Raw genomic sequence first — 22,353 nt, 5'->3', positions numbered from 1 at the left:
GAATTCCCATGGCAGATCGCCCGACAATGACGACGAGTGCAGGCGCTCCGATACCGGACAACCAGAATTCCCTGAGTGCGGGCGAGCGCGGCCCTCTCTTGATGCAGGATTATCAGCTCATTGAAAAACTGAGCCATCAGAACCGCGAACGCATTCCAGAGCGTGCTGTCCACGCCAAGGGCTGGGGTGCCCATGGTACGCTGACCATTACCGGCGACATTTCGAAATACACCAAAGCCAAGGCTCTGCAGCCAGGCGCTAAAACGCCGATGCTGGCGCGTTTCTCGACCGTTGCCGGTGAGCAGGGTGCGGCTGATGCCGAGCGCGATGTACGCGGCTTCGCTCTTAAGTTTTATACAGAAGAAGGCAATTGGGATCTGGTCGGCAATAACACACCCGTGTTTTTCGTGCGCGACCCGGTCAAATTTCCGGATTTCATCCACACTCAGAAGCGTCATCCCAAGACAAATCTGCGTTCGGCGACTGCGATGTGGGACTTCTGGTCACTCTCGCCGGAAAGCTTGCATCAGGTGACAATCCTGATGTCGGATCGCGGTTTGCCGACCGATGTGCGTCACATCAACGGATACGGTTCTCATACTTATTCGTTCTGGAACGATGCGGGCGAGCGCTATTGGGTCAAGTTCCATTTCAAGACCATGCAAGGTCACAAGCACTGGACCAATGCAGAAGCCGAGAATGTGATTGGCCGTACGCGTGAATCCACACAGGAAGACCTGTTCACCTCCATAGACAAGGGAGATTTCCCGAAATGGAAGGTTCAGGTGCAGATCATGCCGGAACTCGATGCTGACAAGACGCCGTACAATCCATTTGACCTCACCAAGGTCTGGCCGCATGCGGACTATCAGCCGATCGATATCGGCATCATGGAGCTGAACCGCAATCCGGAAAACTACTTCACCGAGATTGAGAACGCGGCTTTCTCGCCATCGAATATCGTCCCAGGCATCAGCTATTCGCCTGACAAGATGCTGCAGGCGCGGGTCTTCTCTTATGCGGATGCACACCGTCACCGTCTTGGCACGCATTACGAGAGCATTCCGGTTAATCAGCCGAAGTGTCCGGTTCATCACTACCATCGCGATGGCCAGATGAATGTTTATGGCGGTATCAAAACCGGCAATCCGGATGCTTATTACGAGCCGAATTCGTTTAACGGCCCGGTCGAGCAGCCATCAGCCAAGGAGCCGCCGTTGCGTCTCTCCGGCAATGCCGATCGTTATGACCATCGTGTTGGTAATGACGATTACTCGCAGCCGCGAGCTCTGTTTAATCTGTTCGATGACGGGCAGAAACATCGGCTGTTCTCCAATATTGCCGCAGCAATGGGTGGGGTGCCGGGCTTCATCGTCGAGCGTCAGCTAGGTCACTTCAAACTCATCCACCCGGATTACGAAGCCGGTGTGCGCAAAGCGCTGAAGGTAGCACATGGCTACGAAGCCAATACGATTGCCACCAACGAAGAGGCAACAGCGGCTGAATAATCCGTCGTTATAAGCTTGAAAGAAAGCCGGAGCTTGCAGCTCCGGCTTTTTGTTTTGATTTGCCGATTGCCTTTTCCCTGTAATGAAGGCTATGCCCGATCAGGCATTCGAGAAGGAGACACAATGCGGCTTGGCGGACGTCTGCAGGCGGCTATCGAGGTTTTAGGCGAGATTGAAGCGGGCACGCGCCCGGCTTCTGACGTGTTGAAGGATTGGGGCGCTTCCCACCGTTTCGCAGGCGCAGGCGACCGCGCTGTGATCGGCAATATCGTCTATGATGCGCTACGCCGTAAGCTGTCCATCGCATGGCGAATGGACGCCGATGATGCACGCGCTTTGGCATTCGGCGCTCTGCTGGCCGATGGCGGTATGGATAATGCGGCTATAGATGCGGTACTGGATGGCGACAAATTTGCACCTGGAACGCTGGAACAGCCGCGTCGTATTGCGTGGGAAAGTCGCGACATCAATGAAGCTCCCGCTCATATTCAGGCCGATATACCTGAGTGGTGCGCGTCGTCGTTCGAGGAGCTTTTCGGTGAGCGTTGGGTGGAAGAAGGCAGAGCGTTGGCTACGCGGCCGCCAGTCGATCTGCGTGTCAACAGCCTGAAGGCAAAGCCTGAACAAACACTTGCCGCGCTTGAAAAGGCCGGTGCTGCATCCGCACCGTTATTGCAGCAGGCGCTACGTATTCCGCCGATCGAAGCACTTGGCCGCCATCCGAATGTACAGGGCGAACAGGCTTTTCTCGATGGTTGGTTCGAAGTTCAGGATCTGGGCTCGCAGCTTGCCGCGCTTTTTGCTGGTGCAAAGCCAGGTCAGCACGTGCTTGACTATTGTGCTGGGGCTGGCGGCAAGACGTTGGCATTGGCTGCTGCGATGAAAAATAGCGGTCAAATACACGCCTATGACGCGGAACGTGCGCGGCTTTCGCCCATGCATGAGCGATTGCAGCGCGCTGGCGTGCGCAACACGCAGGTGCATGGAAATATTGATGCACTCGACCCGCTCACGGGTCAGATGGACCTCGTGCTGACCGATGCGCCTTGCACGGGTTCCGGCACATGGCGCCGCCGCCCGGATGCGAAATGGCGACTGAATCTCCAGCAGCTTGAGCGACGTGTTCAAGATCAGACAGAAGTGCTGGAATCTGCAAAGCATTATGTGAAGCAGGGCGGGCGGCTTGCCTATGTTACCTGCTCGCTCTTTGCGGAAGAAAATACGCGACAGGTTGCGCAGTTTCTCGCGGATAACGCCAACTTCATGGAAGTTGCGCCGCAGACTTTGTGGGATACAGTTGTCGCGGATGCCGGTGACGCGAAGCCGGTATTCCCATCTCACGGCTCTGTATTTTCGCCATTGTCCACTGGCACTGACGGGTTTTATGTGAGCATTCTGCAAAGGTCAAAATAGAACGGGGGACCGGATGTCAGCGCACCGCGTAGCGGAACCGGATTTCAAGGAACGTGTCGAGGAAAGTTTCGGGCGGCAGGCCGCAATGAAACTGATTGGTGCGGAACTGACACGTTGCGAACCTGGTATCGTGGAAGTTGAGATGCCGTTTCGCGAGGAGCTGACCCAACAGCACGGCATTCTCCATGCGGGTATGATTTCTGCAGCGCTTGATTCTGCCTGCGGCTATGCAGCGCTGACGTTGATGCCATCCGATGCCGCTGTGCTGACCATCGAATTCAAGGTAAACCTGCTGGCAGCCGGTAAAGGGGAGCGTTTCCTGTTTCGTGGCGAGGTCACCAAGCCTGGCCGTACGATCATGGTTAGCGACGGACAGGCATTCGCGGTTACCGATACGGAGGTACGCCTCATAGCAACGATGACCGGAACGATGATGGTCGTGCAGGACAGAAAAGGCCTGCAGGGATGATGAAAATCGTCGCCGGAAAGCGCCTGCTTTACATTATGGCTGTCGATGCCGAATATGGGCGCCATCTGGCGAAACTCTTCACGCCACTCATGATCGGGGTAGGACCAGTCGAAGCAGCCGCCAATCTTGCATATGCTCTTGCAGGTTTGGTGCAGGCAGACGAAAAGCCTGACCTCGTGGTTTCGCTTGGCTCTGCAGGCTCAGCAAAATTGCCGCAAGCGGAAGTGTTCCAGGCGTCATCTGTATCGTATCGCGACATGGATGCCTCGCCACTTGGGTTTGAAAAAGGAACCACGCCGTTTCTTGATCTGCCCAAGGTGATCGAGCTCCCTATATCCGTACCGGGAATCGCCGCCGCGTCGCTTTCGACGGGCGCAAATATCGTTTCTGGCAAAGCCTATGCGTCAATTGAGGCAGATATGGTCGACATGGAAACATATGCCTGTCTGCGTGCATGCCAGCTTGCCGGAGTTCCGATTGTCGGGCTCCGCGGTATATCCGATGGTGCAAACGAATTGCAGCATGTAGGGGATTGGACTCAATATCTGCATATTATCGATGAAAAGCTGGCAAATGCCGTCGAACGTTTAGAGGGTGCAATCGCTAACGGGCTGCTGTTTGCTCCTGACAACAGTGTGTCAGCATAGGCCGTTTTTTGATAATGCACTTGTTGAGCATGACGTCTATACCTCATATAGCCATTGCATCCCGATCACTTTTTAAATAGATGCTGCACATGAGCACCACGGCACATCCTGACACAATCCTCATCATCGACTTTGGCAGCCAGGTCACGCAGCTGATTGCGCGACGTGTACGCGAAGCCAACGTCTATTGCGAAATCGTCCCGTTTCAGTCTGCGGAAGAGGCATTCAAGCGGCTGAAGCCGAAAGGCGTCATCCTCTCGGGCAGCCCGCATTCTACGACCGATATCGGCTCGCCGCGCGCGCCGCAAGCGGTCTTCGAAGAAGGCATTCCTGTCCTCGGCATCTGCTACGGTGAACAGACCATGTGCGCCCAGCTAGGCGGCAAGGTGGAAAGCGGTCATGACCGCGAATTCGGCCGCGCTTTCCTCGACGTGCAGGAAGACAGCCCGCTTTTCGCCGGCATCTGGGCCAAGGGCACCCGCCATCAGGTCTGGATGAGCCATGGTGACCGCGTCACCTCGCTTCCCGACGGGTTCACCATCATCGGCACCTCGCCGAATGCACCTTTTGCGGCCATCGCCGACGAAAAGCGTAAATATTACGGCGTGCAGTTCCACCCGGAAGTCGTGCATACGCCGGATGGCGCGAAGCTGTTGCAGAATTTCGTTCACCGCATCGTCGGCGTGAAGCCGGGCTGGACGATGGGCGCCTATCGCGAACAGGCCGTCGAGGCGATCCGCAAGCAGGTTGGCAGCGGCAAGGTTATCTGCGCTCTTTCCGGCGGCGTCGATTCCTCCGTTGCGGCACTTCTGGCGCATGAAGCCATTGGCGATCAGCTTACCTGCATTCTCGTCGATCATGGTCTGATGCGCAAAAACGAAGCGCAGCAGGTCGTGGAAATGTTCCGCGAACATTATAATCTTCCGCTGATCCTCGTGGACGCAGCCGATCGCTTCATCGGCGAGCTGGAAGGCGAAAGCGATCCGGAAAAGAAACGCAAGACGATTGGCCGTCTCTTCATTGAAGTGTTCGAAGAAGAAGCCAAAAAGCTCGGCGGCGCGGATTTCCTTGTACAGGGCACGCTCTACCCGGACGTCATCGAAAGCGTCTCGTTTACCGGCGGTCCTTCGGTCACGATCAAGTCGCACCACAATGTAGGCGGTCTGCCCGAGCGCATGAAAATGCAGCTCGTCGAGCCGCTGCGCGAGTTGTTCAAGGACGAAGTTCGTATGCTCGGCAAGGAACTCGGCCTGCCGGACAGCTTCATCGGTCGTCACCCGTTCCCGGGTCCGGGCCTTGCTATCCGCTGCCCAGGCGGCATTACCCGCGACAAGCTGGAAATCCTGCGTGAAGCCGATGCGATCTATCTCGACGAAATCCGCAAGGCTGGCCTCTACGATGCCATCTGGCAGGCTTTCGCCGTTCTGCTGCCGGTCCAGACCGTCGGCGTGATGGGCGATGGCCGTACTTATGAGTTCGTCTGCGCGCTGCGCGCCGTGACGTCCGTGGACGGTATGACGGCGGACTTCTACCACTACGATATGAACTTCCTTGGCAATGCGGCCACGCGCATCATCAATGAAGTCCGCGGCATCAATCGCGTCGTCTACGACGTGACCTCGAAGCCGCCGGGCACCATCGAGTGGGAATGATTCAGGCCCCTCCGAACGCCGCCGAATTTACGCTGAAGTACGATCCAACCAACTGAAAACACAAATAAATTCCTTCTATGCCTATCGACATCTATCGGTGGGCATAGATCGCGTTCGTCGGCCTTGCTGACGGGCCTCGCCCCCATTGATAAACCGGGAAAACGAAAGTACCGTCAGGTCAAGCGAGGCAAATGACGGTACTTTTTTCGATCTAATGCGCTGAAATATAAGCGTTTTCGACCACATCGGCCTCCAAAAACCGCGTGACGGTACTTTTCCGCGAGGAGACCCGAAATGTTGACCGATGCAGCACTTAAGTGTCTGAAACCAAAAGCCAAAATGTACAAGGTATCTGATCGTGACGGCATGTATGTGCGCGTTGCACCGTCGGGCGCCATCTCGTTCAGGCTCGACTATCGGCTGAACGGCAGGCGGGAGACCGTCTATCTCGGTAGGTATGCCCGTGACGGGATATCGCTCGCCAGGGCTCGAGAGCTATGCATCGATGCGCGCCGGGCGATTGCCGAGGGGCGATCCCCCGCCATCGAGAAGCAGCGGGAGAAGCGCCGGATCAAAGAAGCAAAGAGCTTCGGCCAGTTCGGCGAGAAATGGCTGACCAACGCGACCATGGCTGATAGCACCCGCGCGATGCGCCGCTCCATCTTTGAGCGCGAACTCATGCCCGTCTGGCGGAATCGTCTCCTGACAGAGATCACTCCCGATGATCTGCGCGCTCACTGCGGCAAGATCGTCGAACGGGGAGCGCCAGCGACCGCCATCCACGTGAGGGATATCCTGAAGCAAATCTACGGCTTCGCCATTCTCCACGGTGAGAAGGTCGCCAACCCGGCCGATGACGTAGGCCCGGCCTCGATCGCCACTTTTACGCCAAAGGACCGCGCGCTTTCGCCCGCCGAGATCCGCATCATGTTCAAACAGCTCGAGCATGTCGCGACGTTGCCAACGATCCGCCTCGGTATGAAGCTCTATCTCCTCACCATGGTCCGGAAGAGCGAGTTGCAGGATGCGGTCTGGGACGAGATCGATTTCGACAACGCTGTCTGGACAATCCCGAAGGAGCGCATGAAGCGATCAAAGCCCCACAACGTCTACCTGTGCCGACAGACGTTGGATATCATGATCGCGCTCAAGACCTGCTCCGGCAACTCCCGATATCTGTTGCCGTCTCGGTACGACGCGGACGCGCCGATGTCGCGCGCGACCTTCAATCGGGTAACCTATGCGGTCGTCGAACAGGCCAAGAAGGAGGGGTTGCCGCTGGAGCCTTTCACGGTCCATGATCTGAGGCGGACGGGCTCGACGCTACTAAATGAGCTGGGCTTTAACAGCGACTGGATCGAAAAGTGCCTTGCGCACGAGGACGGGCGTTCATCGCGCGGCGTTTACAACAAGGCCGAGTATGAGGTGCAGCGTCGGCATATGATGCAGCAGTGGGCGGATACCGTAGACGCCTGGATCGACGGTCGGAAGCACGCCCCGACGCTTCTGCCGACAGCTATGCCTGTGATGGAGCTTGATCCCGCCCTTTGACCGGTCGGGTTTTGCGCTTGGTGACGTCTGGGTGCTGTGCACGACGGATCGGGGCAGCCCGCCGCGCCATCAGCCAGGCCTCGACCTCGGCTAGGTCCCAAACGATACACCGTGGCGAGAGCGCGAACCGACGGGGAAATTCACCACGCTGCTCCATTTCATAAATTGTGCTGTCAGCCATCGGCACCATCTCGCGCAATTGGTGGCGCCGGATTGTTCGCCTGATTTGAGAAGTTTCGGTCTTTGGCATTCTCAACCTCCTTCATTGCTGAGGCGATTGAGAACAATAGTTATCGGTATTGGAAGCCGCCTCGAACTGCCGTGCGGCATTTTCGAGCCGTAGCGTACACATCGGCGGGTCTCAGTCGGCTGCAACGCGCAGCATAGGGGCGCCTCCGGATCTCTGGTGCCCTCACGATGCCATGCTGATGGAGTCGCCCGAGCACCTGAATCAGCATTTTCTCGCGGCGACGCTTCAGACGTAGGGCGTCTCCGCCATTGCTGCTTTCACGCCAAGGACACCTTTGTCGACGATCACAAGGAACGCCGCTTTCGCCGCGTCAGCATCTTGCGTTTGACGAAAGATCCGATGCGCTTCTAGGAACGCTGCAGTCCACGCAGCTACGAGCAGGCCGGCAGCCAAGTGGGCGTCAGCATCGGCAGGTTCATACCCGAGGCATTCAGCTAGAGACTTAGCCACGACTTGCGCGAGTTCGTCGCGTATCACACGTGCTCGAGCCCTAAGCGTTTCGCTTTGCTCAACAGTTTTGATGAAGTCCTGGCTACGGCTAGAAAATTCTAGGTAAGGCGCCTGTTCCGCAACCAACCGGTGGGCGAGGAGACGTAATGTCTCGATCGGAGATTCACCGGAATCGCGCTGGCGCAAAGCTTCCCGCACTGTTTCGCGGCCCTCTTCATCGCGATCGAAGAACATGTCTTCCTTGCGGGGGAAGTAATTGAAGACTGTCATCCGACCAATTCCCGCCGCCGCGGCGATTTCATCCACAGTCACGTTTTCGAAGCCGCGTTCCAAAAATAGACGATCGGCAACTTGCGAAATGGCTCTGCGGGTGGCGAGCCGCTTGCGGGCTCGGAGACCGGATGGCTGTGACATGGAGCCCTCATACCTCAAAAAATATACCGAGTATATAAATTATTGACATCCCCCGGCTGGCAGCGTAGGAAACTTGTACCAAGTATAATTTTCCTTCTGGTGCGACAGGCGCCGTGTCGCAGGAGAGCATGATGAACTCCAAAAACGCTCTGATCACCGGCGTGAGCCGTCCACTCGGGCTCGGCCTCGCAGTCGCTCGCCAACTGGCTGCGCAGGGATATCACGTCATCCTAGCAGCGAGGGACGTGGGGCAAGCGGAGCCGCTTGCCGCGGAGCTGCGTGAGGCCGGCTTTAGCGCTAGCGCCATGCCACTGGATTTAGCCGACTGTTCCAGCATCGATGAATTGGCGGAGCATGTGGCAGCGGCGATCGATCATCTCGACGTCCTGGTGAATAACGCGAGCGCCATGCCTGATTTCCATACTCATTCGGCGCTCGAGGTCGATCTGGAGGCGCTTCAGGCGTTGTTCGCCGTGAATGTGTTTGGAAGCTGGGCGCTTATTCAGGCCCTGCTGCCACTGCTCCGGAGGGCGCCCGCAGCGCGTATCGTCAACGTCACAAGCGCGGCCGCGCAGCAGATCGGGAAGCGTGACCCAGGCCCTTTGTTCTCACCGGCCTATTCATTGGCTAAGTACACCCTCAACGCGCTGACTGCGACGCTGGCCACGTCGCTGGCGCAGACGCCGATCCTGATCAACGCGGTTGATCCCGGATCGGTCGCCAGCCATCCCGAACGCGGCGACGATGAGAATGATCGCGCTCCGGCTGAAGCTGCCAAAGGCGTCGTCTGGGCCGCAACGCTCGATGCGAACGGCCCTACTGGCGGCTTATTCTTTGACGGAAAGCCCGTGAGCGTAACCCTGCAGTGAACCGACCGCTTACCGTTATTTTTGCGGCCATCTGCCTCGATGCGATCGGGATTGGCCTGATTTTTCCAATCCTCCCCCGTCTCATCGAAGATGTGACGCACGCCCCCAATGTGGCAGCTTACATTGGAATCCTGACCGCGCTCTACGCGGCGATGCAATTCATCTTTGCGCCTGTGTTGGGCGCATTAAGTGATCGGCTCGGCCGCCGACCGGTGCTGCTGATCTCGCTTGGCGGGGCAGTTATCAACTACGTGGTCATGGCGTTCGCTCCATCGATATGGCTGTTGATTGTCGGCCGCGCCATCGCCGGATTGTCCAGTGCTAATATCTCGGTAGCAACAGCCTACATCACGGACATTTCTCCGGAAGATATGCGTGCACGGCGCTTTGGCTTGTTCAACGCCATGTTCGGCATCGGCTTCATCCTGGGGCCAGTGCTCGGCGGCGTTCTCGGCGACCACTGGTTAAGGCTCCCGTTCATCGCTGCGGCCGTGCTGAACGCGGGCAATTTTCTCTTAGCACTGTTTATCCTTCCCGAGTCGCGAACCCCGACCAACGAGAAGATCAACTTCGCAGCATTCAATCCCTTGCGCCCGATGCAGTGGGCATTCTCTACGAAATCCTTGATGCCCGTGGTCACACTCTTCTTCGTGCTGAGCGCCACCGGTGAAGTGTACGGGACATGCTGGGCACTTTGGGGCAATGACGTCTTTGGATGGAACGGTCTGTGGATCGGCCTTTCGCTGGGCGCCTTCGGAGTGTGCCAAACACTTTCACAAGCGTTGATGCCGGGGCCCGCCGCAAAGCTACTGGGAGAGCGAGGTGCCGTCTTGGCAGGCATCGCGGGCGCCAGCATCGCTCTACTGGTGATGGCCTTTGCCAAAGACGCTTGGGTCGTTTTTGCAATCATGCCGGTCATCGCCCTCGCCGGCATCGGCACGCCGGCCCTACAGTCGTTGGCAACCCGTCTCGTCGACGATGACCAGCAGGGCCAATTCCAGGGCGTATTGGCGTCTGCCATGAGCCTCGCTTCAATCGTTGGCCCACTGTTGTTTTCCACTTTCTACTTGGTGGTCCGCGAGCAGTGGCCGGGCGCGATCTGGCTGTCGGCGCTGGCTGTCAACGCACTCGCAGTGCCTCTCGTGCTCGGCGTCCGATTTCGGCCGGGCGGCGAGAGCAACCTGGGATCGATGCAATGACCAGCGACATCGGCAAGCCTCCCTTATCGGTCGCTCAGGATCATGAAGTCGGGGAGAGCTTGATCTCGGCGAGTCTGCGCCACTGCACTGCAGCCACGACCTGTTCCGGAGATCCGGCGATCCACTCTCCGCGGAGCGCTACGGTCTGGCCAGCGGGATCAAGCCCATCAAGGCGGCAGCTTTTCTCCGCCGAACAGGCACGGCCGTCGACGATCCGGACATCGGATGAAGGCGATTAAGATGCCGGATCTCACTCTGGATCTGCGTTACCTCAAATACGCAATACTCGCCGCTGAGCAGGGAAGCTTTCGGCGTACCGCGGAAATGCTCAATGTTCCTCAATCTACCGTTAGCAGACGTATCCAATTGCTCGAACATCGCATCGGGATCTCTCTGTTCGATCGCAACCGATCAGGAGCTCGTGTGACGCCAGCAGGCGAGCGCTTCTTGATGGATGCCGCGGTCGGTGCAGAGCATCTGTGTCAGGCCGTAAATGGTCTTGCTCTCGTCAAACGGGGCCATTCGGGCAAGGTCTGCATCGGGTTCATGGCATCATTGGCAAATGGGTTCCTCGCGGAACTGCTAAGCGCCTTCCACAGCCGCTTTCCCGCTGTCGATATCAAACTTGAAGAGGCGACCTCGCAAGCCAACGCTAGCGCCGTCCTCAATGGTCGGCTTGATGCTGCCTTTATGCCCGGCGCTCCAAGGTTACCTGGTTGCAGAGCCGAAAAGCTGTGGAATGAGAAGATCTTTGTCGCAGTCCCTGATGTTCATCGGGTCGTCGCCCTGTCAGCGGTAACTTGGGATAACATTAGGCACGAGACGTTTCTCGTGACTGCGGACGCAGCAGGACCGGAGATAGAGGACTATCTGGTGCGGCAGTTGTCTAGAACCGCGTTTCACCCGAAAATCTCTGTTCAGCGTGTGGGCCGGGAGAACCTGCTAAACATGGTCGGTCGGGGATTCGGAATTACTCTGACGACCGATTCAACACTCGGCATCGCATATCCGAAACTGCGATTCCTGCCGATTATCAGCAGCGAAGACACCGTATCATCCAGTGTGGTTTGGTCGACATCAAATCAGAACCCGGCTCTTAAGAATCTGGTGGAGATGAGCCTCAGTCAAGCACGCCGGTTAGCAATGGGTGAAGGGCTCGTCGACTGATTGATCGAGTATAAACGATTATTCGGGGGAGGTGGATCGGCTCCGCGCTTTAGCAAAGCCTCGGTCGGTAGCGATGAAGCGCTGAACCATCGGTGCGATCAGCTTCGCCGGATCGGTAACCGGCTGCCCAGTTTCGCGAGCCAGGACCTCGGCATAGGCGACGAGATCGCGGTGCAGCAGCGCCGGCAATTCGATGGTGAGCTTGATCGGCTTGTCGTCAATGATCGCGCCGAGTTTGAGCTTGGTCATATCACCCTCTGTATGGTTCGAGCACGAGGTCGCGCGTGACGATCACGCGCACGGGGAAGCCGGGCCGGATGGTGAGCGTCGGAGCGATATTGAGTTGGCGCCGGACGATCTGTTGGCCCGCATCATTGATCGTGTCCTGGCCGCCATTGCGGATTGCCTGGATCAAGCGGTCATCGTCATCGGTGGCGAGTTCGGCGCCAACACTGAGCAGGGTCGAAAGCCCCGCTGCCTTGGCGAGATCCCACCAGTGATAATCGACACCATCCTGCAGGCCGGCATAGCCCTCGGCGTCGGCACCCGGCTGGCGTTCGAGAGCGATCGAGCGCCCGTTCGGGAAGATCAGCCTGTTCCATACCAACAGGACGCGGCTTTGTCCGAACTGGACGTTGTTGTCGTACTGACCGATGACGCGTGTACCTTGGGGCACGAGCAGGATGCGGCCCGTCGGGCTGTCATAGATGTTTTCGGTCACCTGGGCCGTGATCTGGCCAGGCAGATCCGATCGAATCCCGGTGATCAGCGCGGCGGAAATCACGGCGCCCGCCTGCAGCACGTTTGGCGAGGCTGGCGCGGCGACGCGATCAGCGGCGACGGTGCGCCGATCGACAGCAGCGTTGAGGAAGGCGTTTTGCCGGTCCTGCGCGGTTGGCGTCGTCGGCGGGGGGGCCAGCCCGAGACTGGTGAGATCGGGCATCGGCTGTGCGCCGGGCGTAGTTTGCGACGGTGCTACTGGGGCCGTCCGAGTTTCGGTGGCGGCGAACAGCCGCGCCGTGCGCGCCGATTCGAGTTCCTGAATGCGCCGCTGCTCTTCCGGACTGAGGCCGGGATTGGGCGGGGCCACGCCGGGCGTCGGCACGGATTGGCCGCGATTCTGTGCGCCAAGGATGGGGCGGCCGAGGTCGCCCGGAAGCGGCGGGCCCAGCTGAGGCACGCCGCTATAGTCGCGTGGCAAGCCGGCGATGCCATCGGCTGTCGAGCGGTTCTGGGTCGAGTAGAGTTCCTCGTTCGGCCGACCGTCATCGCGGGTTTGAAGGGCATAGATCAGCGCACCGCCGATCCCGAAGCTCGCGACCAGGCCGAGCCCGGCCAGCACCTTTCGCGACAGTCGAGTGACGCGAGGCGGTTCGGCGCGCAGCCGCATCTGCGCGGGACCGACGGGCTCGCCGGTCAACGGCCGAGCATCCTCGTCCAGCCCTTCCTCTTTCCGGGACTCTGTCTCGCTCACGACGCCGGCCTCCCATCGGTACGCACGATGCGGACGCGCTTCTGGCGGTCGCCGGAGCCGAAGCGCAACTCGGCGGCGGCGAAGAGCCGATCGACGATCATGTGATGGCCGCGCACCCGGTAGTTCACCAGTTCCGAGGTGTTGCCCTCGGAACCGACCACGAACAGCGGCGGCATCTCACCCTGACCGATGCCGCGCGGAAATTCGATGAAGACCTGGCGGCCATCGTCGAAGGCGCGCAGTGGCCGCCACGGTGCGCGGTCGCCGTCGATCGCGTAGCGGAAGTTGACATTGGCAAGGTCGACGCCGGATACGACCGGCTGCGTGGCTTCAGCCAGTTGGTTCTGACGGCGCAGCGCTATGAGCTGGTCCTGCGGATACTGCCAGGAGACCGAGGCCATATAGGTCCGCTCGGTCGAGCGCAGTTCCATGTGGTAGGTGCGCAGGTTGGTGTTGATGACGAGATTGGTCATCAGGTCCGGCCGGGTCGGCTTCACCAGGATATGGACCTGAAGCGTTGGCCCGGCGCCGCTCTGTGTGTCGCCGATGATCCAGCGGACGGTGTCGCCGGCGGCGACCGGGCCGGAGCCCACGAGCTGCTCTCCGGGCTGCAACGCAATGTCGGTGATCTGCCCGATGGCGGTGTAGACCTGATAGAGCGCGCCTTGGGTGAACGGATAGACCTGCATAGAATTGATGAAGCCGTCGCGCACCGGCTGAATGCGGGCTGCAGCATTGGCCTGGTTGACCCGCGCTGTAGGATCGGTCGGTTCGGGTGCCTGACGGGAGCGCTCCACCGGTTTCATCTGCCCGGGCAGCGGTAGGGGCCGCGGCAGTTCCACGACTGTTACCGGCGCCGGGGGATCCACCGTCTGCACCGCAGGCGCGGCATTGTCGTAGGAGATCTCCGGCGGCGGGGTGCTGGTGGCGCAGCCGGCAAGCGCAGACGTCGCCAGCATCAGGAGCGGAAATGCGCCTCGGCGCAGAGCCGGGAATGCGGAATTGTGCGAAGCCGGATTTCCGGCTTTACGGAAAAACGGCTTCATTGCCCAAGCTCCCGTGACCAGTTGATGGCGTTGACGTAGATGCCGAGCGGGTTCGCCCTGAGCCGATCGGCGTTTCGCGGAACCTGCACGACGATCGTTAGGATCGCGGTCCAGCGCTCGGTCGTGGCGAGCTGGCCGTTCTCGTAACGGCGCTCGACCCAGGCGACGCGGAAGCTGTCGGGAGACGCGCGGATCACGCTGGAGACTTCGACGGCGATCTGCTGGCGGCCGACCTTGGTGAACGGGTCGTTGGCGCGGGCATAGTCATTAAGCGCCGCTGCGCCGCGGTCGGTCGTGAAGTCGTAGGCGCGCAGCCAGTTCTGCCGCACGATGATGGCGTCGGCCGGGATCGAACGGACCTGCTCGATGAATCGCGCCAGGTGGAAGGCGACCTGCGGGTCAGTCGGACGATAGTCCGCGACAGCCGGCGCCACCGCCTGCGCCTGGCCGAGCCGGTCGACTTGCACCACCCAGGGGACGATCGTGCCGCGTGCCGACTGCCAGACCAGCGCAGTTGCCAAGCCGGCGGAGAGGGTCAGCGAACCGAATGCCATCAACCGCCAGTTCTTTGCCTGGACGCGCGAGGAGCCGATCCGTTCGTCCCAAACCTGTGCGGCGCGCTGATAGGGCGTTTCGGGTTCGGGGGCTTTGCCATAGTGGGTCGAGGGTCGTTTGAACATTAGCGGTCGCCTTCGGAAAGATTGACGGAAGAGCCGCCGCCATGGGCATCACCGGAGCGTACGGCGTGAGCGGTCGCCTGGACGGCGTGTGTCATGCGTTGGGAGCGGCGCATGCGCTGCGCCCATGCGGGCGGTCCGCCCGCGGCGGCGGGAGCGGCCGAGCCGCCACCGTCGCCGCCCGCGTCGCCGCCGGCCGATCCCATCGTGGAGGAGCCGCCAGTCGCTTCGAACGCGGTCTTACCGCCGGCATTGAAGCTCGAGCGCATGCTCTCAGCGGCGCGTGAGGCGGCGCGGCGCAGGGGTGAGACAGCCGCGCTGCCGCCTGCCCGAACAACACCGCCGAGGCCTGCGGCGACGCCGCCGGCGCCTGACTGGCCTGCTGCGCCGAGGCTGTAGGCCGTGGATGCGCCACCCGCCATGGCCGCGCCGCCCCGGGCCGCGGCTGCCGCGCCTCCGACAAGCGCGGCGCCACCGGAGGCAACCGCGCCGACCGCGCCGGCTCCGGCGGCGATCATGCCGCCGGCCGCGAGGCCTGTACCCACCGCCGCGCCGGCGCTGAGCTGCGGACTGCCAGAGACGATGCCACTGGCGATGCCGGGACCGAAGATGCCGAGGCCGAGCAGCGACAGCGCGGCGAGTACGATGGCCATTGCCTCGTCGATCGAGGGCGTGGCGCCACCAAAGCCAGCGGTGAACTCGGAGAACAAGGTGGAACCGATGCCGATGATGACGGCCAGCACCAGCACCTTGATGCCGGAGGAGATGACGTTGCCGAGCACCCGTTCGGCCATGAACGCGGACTTGCTGAACAGGCCGAACGGAATGAGGACGAAGCCGGCCAGCGTGGTGAGCTTGAATTCGATTAGGGTGACGAAGAGCTGGATCGCGAGGATGAAGAAGGCGAGCAACACCAGCGCCCAGGCGAGAAACATGCAGGCGATCTGGATGAAGTTCTCGAAGAACGACCAGTAGCCCATCAGGCCGGAGATCGATTCCAGAAGCGGTCGCCCGGCATCGAGACCGGTTTGCGCCACCTTGCCCGGCCGCAGCAGATCGGCCGTTGTGAAGCCCGTGCCACTGGCCTTGAGGCCCAAGCCGGCGAAGCTCTCGAAGACGATGCGCGCGAGGTTGTTCCAGTTGCCGATGATGTAGGCGAACACGCCAACGAACAGCGTCTTCTTCACCAGGCGGGCGAAGATGTCGTCGGCGGCGCCCCAGGACCAGAACAGCGCGGCCAGCGTCACATCGATGACGATCAGCGTCGTGGCGATGAAAGCGACTTCACCGCTGAGCAGCCCGAAGCCGGAATCGATGTAGCGGGTGAAGACCTCGAGGAAGTGGTCGATGACGCCGGTGTTGCCCATGACGCTACCGCGTCTCGGCCATCGGCGACACCGGCGCCGGCTGGGCCGGGACATCCTTGTCCGCTGGCGGGTGTGGAGCCGGCGCGGCTTCTGGCAGCCGCTCTGCCGGTCGAGCGCCCGGCGCGAGGAAGCGGTTGCGGTTTTTCGCCCAGGCCCGCAGGCAGGCAGGATCACGCGGCCCGGCCTCGCCGAGGGCCTGGCAGCGTAACAACTCGTCGCGCAAGGGATCCGACGGCGTCGTGCTTGAGCGTGACGAAGCCCAGCTCTCCGCTGGCTCCTCATTCCGGCTCATCTCGATTGCCGTCGCAGTGACGGCCACGGCGACGAACACCACAGCGCCAAGTCGGGCGAGCATCTTGCCGTCCATGGCCGCGCCCTCAGTTACCGCTGTTCGGGAACATGCGGGCATTCCCGGCCTGGTAGCCGGAGCCCGGCGTGAGGAACCGGCGGCGTTGCTCGCGGCCCTGTTCGGCGGCTGCGGCACGCTCGGCTTCGGAGAGCGCCTGCGACCTGCCGTTTGCCGCGACGACGGCCGTAAGGTCGGCAAGCTGTTGTGCCTGAAGTGCGAGGAGCTGGTTGCCGGCCTGCGTCGCCTGCAGTGCGCCCGTGGCTCCCTGGCTTCGGCCGATCAGCGAGGACATCTCTGTGCGGTTGGTGTCGATGTTGCCGACGACACCCGCCTGCACGCGCATGGCGTCCTGCAGCCCGCCGACCGTGTTCTGCCAACGCTCGCGCGCCTGCGCCACGAGCGCCTGATCGGAAGCGGACATCGAGGCGTTGCCGTAGGTGGTCTGGAACGCCTGATCAATGTTCTGGACATCGTAGGCGATGCGCTGCGCCTGTTGCAGCAGCTGCTGGGTGCGCTGAACCGACTGCTGAAGCTGTTGGAGGGAAGAGTATGGCAGGCTCGCCAGATTGCGGGCCTGGTTGATCAGCATTGTCGCTTCGTTCTGAAGCTGAGTGATCTGTTGATTGACCTGCTGAAGCGTCCGGGCGGCTGTCAGGACATTCTGCGCATAATTGGTCGGATCGTAGACGATCCATTGCGCGGCGGCCGGGCTGCTGAGGATCGGCGAGAGCGCCATCGGAGCGGCGAGGACAATTGCAGCGACGCGCATGGCGCGCGAGCGGGAATGAACGAAACGGGTCATGGGCGTGCCTCCGGATCGGTTTGGGGGGTGACGTTGGTGAGATGGGCGATGAGGTCGGCCGCCCAGCCGAGGCGGTTTTCAGCGAGCCACTCGGCGAGAAAGCCGTCGGTGCCGCTACGGGCATGCACCTCCGCGATCAGCGCCTGATGCTGTTTCGAGGAGGCGGCGCAGAGCGCCAAGGCGACATCCGAAAGGCCCAGCTCGAACAGGCGATTGCCGCGCCGCGACTGGCAGTAGTAGTCGCGCTTGGGCATGGCCCGGGCGAGGATCTCGATCTGCCGGTCGTTCAACCCGAAGCGGCGATAGATCGCGGTGATCTGGGGCTCGATCGCGCGTTCGTTCGGCAGCAGGATGCGTGTCTGGCAGCTCTCGATGATGGCCGGGGCGATGGCGGAGCGGTCGATGTCCGACAGCGACTGGGTGGCGAAGATGACGCTGGCGTTCTTCTTGCGCAGCGTCTTCAGCCATTCGCGGAGCTGCCCCGCAAAGCCCTCGTCATCGAGCGCGAGCCAGCCTTCGTCGACGATCAGCAGTGTCGGCCGGCCATCGAGATGATCCTCGATGCGGTGAAAGAGATAGGCGAGGACCGCAGCAGCGGCCCCGGTGCCGATCAGTCCCTCGGTCTCGAACGCCTGGACCGAGGCCTGGCCGAGATGTTCGGCTTCGGCGTCGAGCAGGCGGCCGTAAGGGCCACCGACGCAGTAGGGCCGAAGCGCCTGCTTGAGATCGTTGGATTGCAGGAGGACCGATAGGCCCGTCAGCGTGCGCTCGCCGAGCGGCGCGGAGGCGAGCGACGAGAGCGCGGACCAGAGATGCTCTTTGACCTCGGGTGTGATCGAAACGCTTTCGCGCCCGAGCATGGCGGTGAGCCAGTCAGCCGCCCACGCCCGTTCCGCGACGTCGTCGATGCGCGCCAGCGGTTGAAGCGACACGCTATCGTCGGCGCCTTCGGTGAGTCCTCCGCCGAGGTCGTGCCAGTCGCCGCGCATAGCGAGCGCCGCGGCCCGGATCGAGCCACCGAAATCGAAGGCGAACACCTGGGATCGCTCGTAGCGACGAAACTGCAGCGCCATCAGCGCCAGCAGCACTGACTTCCCGGCGCCGGTCGGTCCGACGATCAGTGTATGACCGACGTCGCCGATGTGAATGGAAAGCCGGAACGGGGTCGAGCCTTCGGTCTTGCCGAACAGCAGTGGGGGGGCTGCGAAGTGCTCGTCCCGTTCCGGTCCCGCCCATACCGCCGACAGCGGGATCATGTGGGCGAGATTGAGCGTGTTGATCGGCGGTTGCCGCACGTTTGCGTAGGCGTGGCCGGGCAGGCTGCCGAGCCATGCGTCCACAGCGTTGATGGTCTCGGGCATGGCGGTGAAATCGCGGCCCTGGATGACCTTCTCAACCAGGCGCAGCTTCTCGGCCGCAATGCGTGGATCCTCGTCCCAGACAGTAATCGTCGCCGTCACATAGGCCTGACCGGCATAGTCGGCCCCGAGCTCCTGCAACGCCATGTCGGCGTCGACCGCCTTATTCGCCGCGTCGGTGTCGACCAGCGCCGAAGCCTCGTTGGTCATCACCTCCTTCAGGATGGCCGCGATGGACTTGCGCTTGGCAAACCATTGCCGCCGGATCTTGGTCAGCAGCTTTGTGGCGTCGGTCTTGTCGAGGAGAACGGCCCTTGTCGACCAACGATAGGGAAAGGCCAGCCGGTTCAGCTCATCGAGGATGCCGGGCGTGGTCGCGGTCGGGAAGCCGACAATGGTGAGGATGCGCAAATGCGTGTCGCCAAGGCGCGGCTCGAGCCCGCCGGTGAGCGGCTGATCGGCCAGCAGTGCATCGAGATAGATCGGCGTCTCGGGCACGCGGACGCGGTGGCGCTTCGTCGAGACCGTCGAGTGCAGGAAGGTCAGCGTCTCGGCGTCATCCAGCCAGGCGCATTCCGGCATGAAGGCGTCGATGAGCTGGAGGATGCGGTCGGTGCGGTCGGTAAAGCCGCGCAGGATCTCGTGCGCATCGACACCCGCATGGTCACGGCCTTCATAGAGCCAGGTTTCGGCGCGCGCGGTGTCTTCGGCCGGCGGCAGATAGAGGAATGTCAGGAAGTAGCTCGACTCGAAATGCGCGCCCGCTTCCTCGAAATCCGCTTTGCGTTCGGCGTCGACCAGCGCGGACGCGCTGTCGGCGAACATGCTGGCGGGATAGGTAGCGGCGCCGTGTCGTTGCGCCTCGACGAAGATCGCCCAGCCGGAGCCGAGGCGGCGGAAGGCGTTGTTAAGCCGTCCAGCGACTGCGATCAGCTCAGCCGGAACGGCGCTGTCGAGGTCGGGACCACGAAACCGCGCGGTGCGCTGCAGGCTGCCATCCTTGTTGAGCACGACGCCTTCGCCGACCAGCGCGACCCAAGGGAGGAAGTCGGCAAGCCGGGTATTGCGGTTGCGATATTCGGTAAGGTTCATCATGGCCGCACCCCTCAAATCGACAGATGACCGGGGATGCGCAGATGCCTGCGCACGACATCGACGAACTGCGGATCGCGTTTGGCCGCCCAGACAGCGGTGAAGTGACCGATCGCCCAGAGACCGAGCCCGACCAGCCAGAGGCGCAGGCCGAGGCCAAGCGCCGCCGCCAGCGTTCCGTTCAGAATGGCGATCGAGCGCGGCGCACCGCCGAGCAGGATGTGCTCGGTCAGCGCGCGATGGACCGGGACCGAAAAGCCCGGCACTTCGCCTGCCGTCTCGGCCGACGTCGCCATCAGACCAGCGCTCCGCCGCCGAACGAGAAGAACGACAGGAAGAAGCTGGACGCGGCGAAGGCGATAGACAGGCCGAAGACGATCTGGATGAGCCTACGAAAGCCCCCTGACGTGTCGCCGAAGGCGAGCGTAAGGCCGGTCACGATGATGATGATCACCGCGATGATTTTGGCGACGGGTCCTTCGATGGATTCCAGGATCGATTGCAGGGGCGCTTCCCACGGCATCGACGAACCAGACGCGTGAGCGGCGGGCGCGAGCGTCAAGGTGAGGAAGGTGACGAAGGCTGCCGTCGCGATATGACGGCGAATACGCATGGCATGCTGGATCATGACGCATCTCCTATGGGGTGCTGGCTGACAGGGAGGACGCGGTAATCGCCGTCGCGGCCGAGCCCCTCGACGCGAGCGAGTTCTGCGAGGCGGCGCGAGGCACCGCGGCCGGAGAGCACGGCGACCAAGTCGATCGTCTCGGCGATCAGGGCGCGCGGAACGGTGACGACAGCTTCCTGGATGAGCTGCTCGAGGCGGCGGAGCGCGCCGATGGCGGTGCCGGCATGAATGGTGCCGATGCCGCCGGGGTGGCCGGTGCCCCAGGCCTTAAGCAGATCAAGCGCTTCAGCACCGCGCACCTCGCCGATCGGGATGCGATCAGGGCGTAGGCGCAGCGAGGATCGGACGAGATCGGACAGCGAAACGACGCCGTCCTTCGTGCGCATGGCGACGAGGTTTGGGGCGGCGCATTGGAGCTCGCGCGTGTCCTCGATCAGCACCACGCGGTCGGCGGTCTTCGACACTTCGACGAGGAGCGCGTTGGTGAGTGTGGTCTTGCCAGTCGAGGTGCCGCCGGCGACCAGGATATTGCGGCGCTCTACGACGCCAACCCGCAGCGCCTCCGCCTGGTTGGCGGTCATGACACCGGTCCATACGTAGTCGTCGAGCGTGAAGACGGCGACCGCCGGCTTGCGGATCGCGAAGGCGGGCGCGGCGACGACGGGGGGCAGAAGGCCCTCGAACCGCTCCCCCGTTTCCGGCAACTCGGCGGAGACGCGGGGGCTGCCGGGATGGACTTCGGCGCCGACATGGTGCGCGACGAGGCGAACGATGCGCTCGCCGTCGGCGGGCGACAGCCGTTCACCCGTGTCGGAGAGTCCCTCAGACAGGCGGTCGATCCAGAGCCGCCCATCGGGGTTGAGCATCACCTCGACGATCGCGGGGTCTTCCAGAAACTGGGCGATCGCCGGCCCCAAGGCCGTGCGCAGCATGCGTGCGCCGCGAAGGATTGCCTCTGATTTCTGGTGAGTGGCCGCCACGTCGTCCCCGTTCTCTTGCGGGCCCGCGAAAAGCGGCCCTGGATCGGGGATGATTAGAAGAGGCAGAAATCAGGGCATGACAACAACAGAAATGTGGTCGTCGGACTGTGGCGTACAAAGACAGGGAAACGGCGGAATACTTGCATTGGGTGCGGACGAAAATGGTCCGGGTCGCGCGCAGAGGCGATCACTTGCAGACGTCCCAGCGACGTGTTTCAGAGAGAGACGCCGGCCCAAACGAACAAGCGATGAGCGTCAGGGGCGCTAAATGTGTCCAAGCTTTCTAAGTCGGCCAACAAAAGCGTCGTAGGATTGCCGAGCTTGTCCGACGCGCTCGGCGAGTTCACGTTTCAGTGCGTCGTATTGCGCAACCTTCTTCGCATCGTAGGCCCCCATGTCCCGGTCCATGTTCATATGTGGGGCCAAGCAATACCGGTAGTCCGGATTGGTTCCTTGGTTATCGGGGAACACGAAGAAATTCTCTGCGGCGAAATGGTGTAACGCTTTTGCATCCTTGGAAAAATGATTGAAGAGAGCCGCCGTCTTTGTGTCTTGAAGAGCGTTAGAAGAATCCAAGAATTGATTGTACGCGAGATAGAAGTACGTATCGAAACTTGAGCGATAAGAGTGGTCGTCCAGGAGGTCATCGAAATAGCGCTTCACTTCATGCACTGCTGGCGGCGATTGGGTTATGACTTTCTTGTCGATTTCCAGGCGCTGCGACCACTTATCGAGTACGAAGAATTTGAATGCCAAGATTGAAAGGCCGACTACGATAAGGATACCCGCCACCCAGTAGTTGGCAAACGAGTCGATCTTGATGTCGATCTTGCCAAAAATGAATGCGGCGATCGGTAGCCACCAAGGCCCGGCAAGCGCAGCGATACCTCCGGCTAGGAACACCATGCCGACGGCGACGAATAAATGCCGAGTATAAGAAAAGGACCAACGCCCCGAGTTCTGATCATGCGAAATCTGGATCGACAATGCT

Annotated in this window: 23 protein-coding genes; 9 read left to right on the top strand and 14 right to left on the bottom strand. The window is 61.3% G+C overall.

The features are described 5' to 3' along the window. Positions 1-8 precede the first annotated feature (8 nt). From katA to FIB18_RS21520, 6 genes are all read left to right on the top strand, one after another. Positions 9-1,508, top strand: a complete 1,500-nt coding sequence (gene katA / locus FIB18_RS21545; protein ID WP_140022669.1) for a catalase KatA — start codon at positions 9-11, stop codon at positions 1,506-1,508. A 123-nt stretch (positions 1,509-1,631) separates the two neighbouring features. After that, a complete protein-coding gene (locus FIB18_RS21540) occupies positions 1,632-2,921 on the top strand; it encodes an RsmB/NOP family class I SAM-dependent RNA methyltransferase (RefSeq protein WP_140022668.1) in 1,290 nt (429 codons plus the stop codon). Between the two features lie 13 nt (positions 2,922-2,934). Then, positions 2,935-3,390, top strand: a complete 456-nt coding sequence (locus FIB18_RS21535) for a PaaI family thioesterase (protein WP_140022667.1) — start codon at positions 2,935-2,937, stop codon at positions 3,388-3,390. Next, positions 3,387-4,037 carry a 5'-methylthioadenosine/S-adenosylhomocysteine nucleosidase gene (locus FIB18_RS21530; protein WP_140022666.1) on the top strand — a complete coding sequence of 217 codons (651 nt, stop codon included), beginning with the start codon at positions 3,387-3,389 and terminating at the stop codon, positions 4,035-4,037. The genes FIB18_RS21535 and FIB18_RS21530 overlap by 4 nt, the downstream gene beginning before the upstream one ends. A gap of 89 nt (positions 4,038-4,126) precedes the next feature. Next, entirely contained in the window at positions 4,127-5,689 is a 1,563-nt protein-coding gene (gene guaA, locus FIB18_RS21525) for a glutamine-hydrolyzing GMP synthase (RefSeq protein WP_140022665.1), read from the top strand. A 294-nt stretch (positions 5,690-5,983) separates the two neighbouring features. Further along, positions 5,984-7,240 (top strand): tyrosine-type recombinase/integrase, encoded by a 1,257-nt coding sequence (locus tag FIB18_RS21520; RefSeq protein WP_140022664.1) that lies wholly within the window; start codon positions 5,984-5,986, stop codon positions 7,238-7,240. On the opposite strand, the gene FIB18_RS21515 is transcribed toward FIB18_RS21520, so the two are convergent. Both FIB18_RS21515 and FIB18_RS21510 read right to left on the bottom strand, forming a co-directional pair. Further along, positions 7,206-7,490, bottom strand: a complete 285-nt coding sequence (locus tag FIB18_RS21515) for a helix-turn-helix transcriptional regulator (RefSeq protein ID WP_140022663.1) — start codon at positions 7,488-7,490, stop codon at positions 7,206-7,208. The genes FIB18_RS21520 and FIB18_RS21515 overlap by 35 nt on opposite strands. A 225-nt stretch (positions 7,491-7,715) precedes the next feature. Beyond that, positions 7,716-8,354, bottom strand: coding sequence for a TetR family transcriptional regulator (locus FIB18_RS21510; RefSeq protein WP_140022662.1), 639 nt, complete (start codon positions 8,352-8,354; stop codon positions 7,716-7,718). Between the two features lie 131 nt (positions 8,355-8,485). Here FIB18_RS21510 and FIB18_RS21505 point away from each other — a divergent pair, with 131 nt between their 5' ends. The 3 genes from FIB18_RS21505 (at position 8,486) to FIB18_RS21495 (ending at position 11,589) form a co-directional block, all read left to right on the top strand. After that, positions 8,486-9,223: an SDR family NAD(P)-dependent oxidoreductase gene (locus FIB18_RS21505; RefSeq protein ID WP_140022661.1), complete on the top strand. Its 738-nt coding sequence runs from the start codon at positions 8,486-8,488 to the stop codon at positions 9,221-9,223. Continuing rightward, the gene (locus FIB18_RS21500; protein WP_140022660.1) at positions 9,220-10,422 is read left to right on the top strand and encodes a TCR/Tet family MFS transporter; all 1,203 of its coding nucleotides are present in this window, start codon (positions 9,220-9,222) and stop codon (positions 10,420-10,422) included. The genes FIB18_RS21505 and FIB18_RS21500 overlap by 4 nt, the downstream gene beginning before the upstream one ends. Positions 10,423-10,647: 225 nt before the next feature. Then, positions 10,648-11,589, top strand: a complete 942-nt coding sequence (locus tag FIB18_RS21495) for a LysR family transcriptional regulator (protein ID WP_235894939.1) — start codon at positions 10,648-10,650, stop codon at positions 11,587-11,589. An 18-nt stretch (positions 11,590-11,607) separates the two neighbouring features. On the opposite strand, the gene FIB18_RS21490 is transcribed toward FIB18_RS21495, so the two are convergent. The 12 genes from FIB18_RS21490 to FIB18_RS21435 all read right to left on the bottom strand — a co-directional run bounded on the left by FIB18_RS21490 (position 11,608) and on the right by FIB18_RS21435 (position 22,349). Next, positions 11,608-11,838 (bottom strand): DUF2274 domain-containing protein, encoded by a 231-nt coding sequence (locus FIB18_RS21490; RefSeq protein WP_140022659.1) that lies wholly within the window; start codon positions 11,836-11,838, stop codon positions 11,608-11,610. Position 11,839: 1 nt separating this feature from the next. Then, a complete protein-coding gene (locus tag FIB18_RS21485; protein WP_140022658.1) occupies positions 11,840-13,063 on the bottom strand; it encodes a TrbI/VirB10 family protein in 1,224 nt (407 codons plus the stop codon). Next, positions 13,060-14,109 (bottom strand): P-type conjugative transfer protein TrbG, encoded by a 1,050-nt coding sequence (gene trbG / locus FIB18_RS21480; protein ID WP_140022657.1) that lies wholly within the window; start codon positions 14,107-14,109, stop codon positions 13,060-13,062. Before trbG ends, FIB18_RS21485 begins: the two co-directional genes overlap by 4 nt. Further along, positions 14,106-14,789, bottom strand: coding sequence for a conjugal transfer protein TrbF (trbF, locus tag FIB18_RS21475; protein ID WP_140022656.1), 684 nt, complete (start codon positions 14,787-14,789; stop codon positions 14,106-14,108). The genes trbG and trbF overlap by 4 nt, the downstream gene beginning before the upstream one ends. Then, positions 14,789-16,153, bottom strand: coding sequence for a P-type conjugative transfer protein TrbL (gene trbL / locus FIB18_RS21470; protein WP_140022655.1), 1,365 nt, complete (start codon positions 16,151-16,153; stop codon positions 14,789-14,791). Before trbL ends, trbF begins: the two co-directional genes overlap by 1 nt. Before the next feature lie 4 nt (positions 16,154-16,157). Further along, positions 16,158-16,520 (bottom strand): putative entry exclusion protein TrbK-alt, encoded by a 363-nt coding sequence (trbK-alt, locus tag FIB18_RS21465; RefSeq protein WP_140022654.1) that lies wholly within the window; start codon positions 16,518-16,520, stop codon positions 16,158-16,160. Between the two features lie 10 nt (positions 16,521-16,530). Then, entirely contained in the window at positions 16,531-17,304 is a 774-nt protein-coding gene (gene trbJ, locus FIB18_RS21460; protein WP_140022653.1) for a P-type conjugative transfer protein TrbJ, read from the bottom strand. Then, positions 17,301-19,757, bottom strand: a complete 2,457-nt coding sequence (gene trbE, locus FIB18_RS21455; protein ID WP_140022652.1) for a conjugal transfer protein TrbE — start codon at positions 19,755-19,757, stop codon at positions 17,301-17,303. Before trbE ends, trbJ begins: the two co-directional genes overlap by 4 nt. Before the next feature lie 11 nt (positions 19,758-19,768). After that, complete coding sequence (locus tag FIB18_RS21450; protein ID WP_140022651.1) at positions 19,769-20,050, bottom strand: VirB3 family type IV secretion system protein; 282 nt, start codon at positions 20,048-20,050, stop codon at positions 19,769-19,771. Then, positions 20,050-20,382 (bottom strand): TrbC/VirB2 family protein, encoded by a 333-nt coding sequence (locus tag FIB18_RS21445; RefSeq protein ID WP_140022650.1) that lies wholly within the window; start codon positions 20,380-20,382, stop codon positions 20,050-20,052. The genes FIB18_RS21450 and FIB18_RS21445 overlap by 1 nt, the downstream gene beginning before the upstream one ends. After that, complete coding sequence (gene trbB, locus FIB18_RS21440) at positions 20,379-21,362, bottom strand: P-type conjugative transfer ATPase TrbB (RefSeq protein ID WP_140022649.1); 984 nt, start codon at positions 21,360-21,362, stop codon at positions 20,379-20,381. Before trbB ends, FIB18_RS21445 begins: the two co-directional genes overlap by 4 nt. Positions 21,363-21,626: 264 nt before the next feature. Beyond that, the gene (locus FIB18_RS21435; RefSeq protein ID WP_140022648.1) at positions 21,627-22,349 is read right to left on the bottom strand and encodes a hypothetical protein; all 723 of its coding nucleotides are present in this window, start codon (positions 22,347-22,349) and stop codon (positions 21,627-21,629) included. Positions 22,350-22,353: the final 4 nt, after the last annotated feature.

Origin of the sequence: Brucella pecoris (assembly GCF_006376675.1) — a bacterium.
Classification (GTDB): Bacteria; Pseudomonadota; Alphaproteobacteria; order Rhizobiales; family Rhizobiaceae; genus Brucella; species Brucella pecoris.
This window is presented reverse-complemented; position numbering and strand designations above follow the sequence as displayed.

Coding starts and splice junctions, on each gene's coding strand:
- FIB18_RS21530 (WP_140022666.1), top strand. CDS start 3,387: ATGATGAAAATCGTCGCCGGAAAGCGCCTGCTTTACATTATGGCTGTC.
- guaA (WP_140022665.1), top strand. CDS start 4,127: ATGAGCACCACGGCACATCCTGACACAATCCTCATCATCGACTTTGGC.
- katA (WP_140022669.1), top strand. CDS start 9: ATGGCAGATCGCCCGACAATGACGACGAGTGCAGGCGCTCCGATACCG.
- FIB18_RS21450 (WP_140022651.1), bottom strand. CDS start 20,050: ATGGCGACGTCGGCCGAGACGGCAGGCGAAGTGCCGGGCTTTTCGGTC.
- FIB18_RS21495 (WP_235894939.1), top strand. CDS start 10,648: ATGAAGGCGATTAAGATGCCGGATCTCACTCTGGATCTGCGTTACCTC.
- FIB18_RS21535 (WP_140022667.1), top strand. CDS start 2,935: ATGTCAGCGCACCGCGTAGCGGAACCGGATTTCAAGGAACGTGTCGAG.
- FIB18_RS21505 (WP_140022661.1), top strand. CDS start 8,486: ATGAACTCCAAAAACGCTCTGATCACCGGCGTGAGCCGTCCACTCGGG.
- FIB18_RS21510 (WP_140022662.1), bottom strand. CDS start 8,354: ATGTCACAGCCATCCGGTCTCCGAGCCCGCAAGCGGCTCGCCACCCGC.
- FIB18_RS21540 (WP_140022668.1), top strand. CDS start 1,632: ATGCGGCTTGGCGGACGTCTGCAGGCGGCTATCGAGGTTTTAGGCGAG.
- trbG (WP_140022657.1), bottom strand. CDS start 14,109: ATGAAGCCGTTTTTCCGTAAAGCCGGAAATCCGGCTTCGCACAATTCC.
- trbL (WP_140022655.1), bottom strand. CDS start 16,153: ATGGGCAACACCGGCGTCATCGACCACTTCCTCGAGGTCTTCACCCGC.
- FIB18_RS21515 (WP_140022663.1), bottom strand. CDS start 7,490: ATGCCAAAGACCGAAACTTCTCAAATCAGGCGAACAATCCGGCGCCAC.
- trbJ (WP_140022653.1), bottom strand. CDS start 17,304: ATGACCCGTTTCGTTCATTCCCGCTCGCGCGCCATGCGCGTCGCTGCA.
- FIB18_RS21445 (WP_140022650.1), bottom strand. CDS start 20,382: ATGATCCAGCATGCCATGCGTATTCGCCGTCATATCGCGACGGCAGCC.
- trbF (WP_140022656.1), bottom strand. CDS start 14,789: ATGTTCAAACGACCCTCGACCCACTATGGCAAAGCCCCCGAACCCGAA.
- FIB18_RS21490 (WP_140022659.1), bottom strand. CDS start 11,838: ATGACCAAGCTCAAACTCGGCGCGATCATTGACGACAAGCCGATCAAG.
- trbK-alt (WP_140022654.1), bottom strand. CDS start 16,520: ATGGACGGCAAGATGCTCGCCCGACTTGGCGCTGTGGTGTTCGTCGCC.
- trbE (WP_140022652.1), bottom strand. CDS start 19,757: ATGATGAACCTTACCGAATATCGCAACCGCAATACCCGGCTTGCCGAC.
- FIB18_RS21520 (WP_140022664.1), top strand. CDS start 5,984: ATGTTGACCGATGCAGCACTTAAGTGTCTGAAACCAAAAGCCAAAATG.